This window comes from Microbacterium sp. HMWF026 (assembly GCF_003061325.1).
GTDB lineage: Bacteria > Actinomycetota > Actinomycetes > Actinomycetales > Microbacteriaceae > Microbacterium > Microbacterium testaceum_E.
Window position 1 is genome coordinate 1 of sequence record NZ_QAJB01000155.1, and the last position, 1,765, is coordinate 1,765.

Sequence of the window (1,765 nt, forward strand, 5' to 3'; positions counted from 1 at the left end):
GTGGTGCTCGGGGCGGTGGGGCCCTCGAGGTCGCCGCGCGTGTCGGGGGTGCGGATGACGAGGTCGGCAGGGGTGCCGGCGGCGCGGGCCTCGAGGTCGGCCGGGGTGAGCGCGGCGAGCTCGTCGAGGAAAGCCACGGCGAACGAGCCGGGTCCGCGCGAGGCTGCGGCCGCCCGCTCGGAGGCCGCGGCCCAGATCGTGCTGGCCGCGACGGCGGCGTCGAAGGGAGCCACGACGGCGACGAGGGACGCCATCGCCGCCCCGAGGGCGCAGCCCCCGCCGGTGACCTTGGTCAGCAGGGCGCTGCCGCCCGCAACCCGCGCTTCGTGCTCGGCATCCACGATCAGATCCGTCTCGCCCGAGACGGCGACCACGCCACCGGTCAGGCTCGCGAGGTGGCGCGCGGCGTCGCGGGCGTCGTCCGGGGAGTCGGTGGCGTCGACGCCGCGGCCGCCCGCTCCCGTGCCCGCGAGGGCGAGGATCTCGCTGGCGTTCCCGCGGATGATCGCCGGGCGCGCGGCGAGCAGCTCGTGCGCGAGGGCCGTGCGGACGGGGAGGGCTCCCACGGCGACCGGATCGAGAACCCACGGGGTGCCGGCGGCGACGGCTTCGCGCGCCGCGGCGCGCTGCTCGGCGGTCGGGGTACCGAGGTTGACCAGGACGCCGCCCGCGATGCCGGCGAAGAGCCCGGCCTCGTCGGGGATGTCGCACATCGCGGGGGCCGCTCCCAGGGCGAGGAGGGCGTTCGCGGTGAAGTTGGTCACCACAGCGTTGGTGATGCACTGCGTGAGCGGCGATGCCAGGCGGAGCGCTTCGAGCGCGCGCGCGGGGGTGGACGGAGACGACGACGTGCGAACGACCATTCGCGACATCCCTTCGCTAGTACGAACTAGATCAGGTTCGACGGGTGTGTTCTCAGCCCTGGGGGGCACCCCGTGTCACTGCGGGCGACGCTAGCACGAGCGCGTGCGTGTGTCGCGGCGGTCGTGGTCAGGCGGAGAAGCCGCCGTCGGTGTGCAGGAGCTGCCCGCTGACCCAGCGGCCGGCGTCGGAGAGCAGGAAGGCCGTGATGTCGGCGATGTCCTGCGGCGTCCCGAGGCGGCCGAGCGGCTAGTGGGCCGTCAGGGCGGTGCGTGTGTCGGCATCCATCCATCCGGTGTCGATCGGGCCGGGGTTCACGACGTTCGCGGAGATGTTCTTCGGGCCCAGTTCGCGCGCCGCCGAGATGACGATGCGGTCGAGGGCTCCCTTGGAAGCGCCGTACGGGAGGTTGCCGTTCGTGTGGTCGCTGGTGAAGGCGATGATGGCGCCGCCCGTCTCGTCGACCTGGCGTGCGAAGGCTGCGATCATCAGCAGGCTCGCGCGAGCGTTGACGGCGAGGTGGCGGTCGAAGCTCTCGGCGGTGGTGTCGAGGATGCCGGACTCGACGCCGTGCGCGTGGCTCAGGACGAGGGCGTGCACCGCTCCGTGGTCGGCGCGAACCCTTTCGATCAGCTCGCCGGGGGTGTGGGGATCGGCCAGGTCGCACGGATAATCGCCGGCGGCGAGGTCGCTGGTCACGACGAGCCAGCCGTCCGCGCGGAGGCGGGGGACGATGCGCGCGGCGATGCTGTCGGGGCGCGCGGCGCCGGTGACGAGAGCGAGGGGCATGGGGTCGAGCGTACGGCGCGTACCGGTGGGGACCGGCGCGCGGATCGATGTGGATGGGTGAGCGGCTGAGGTCGACATGCAGGGGGGGGGATCCGGGCACGGATCAGTGCGCAGG

At 73.7% G+C, this 1,765-nt stretch carries 1 protein-coding gene, 1 pseudogene and 1 riboswitch; the gene and the pseudogene both read right to left on the reverse strand.

Annotated features, from left to right (window positions below; translation table 11 throughout):
* The coding region (gene thiM / locus DBR36_RS06660; protein ID WP_108318126.1) for a hydroxyethylthiazole kinase at positions 1-863 on the reverse strand (863 nt) is incomplete at its 3' end.
* A riboswitch (TPP riboswitch) is annotated at positions 855-946 on the reverse strand. It overlaps the preceding gene by 9 nt.
* Positions 947-990: 44 nt before the next feature.
* Positions 991-1,650 (reverse strand): annotated as a pseudogene (locus DBR36_RS06665) (SDR family oxidoreductase).
* Positions 1,651-1,765 lie beyond the last annotated feature (115 nt).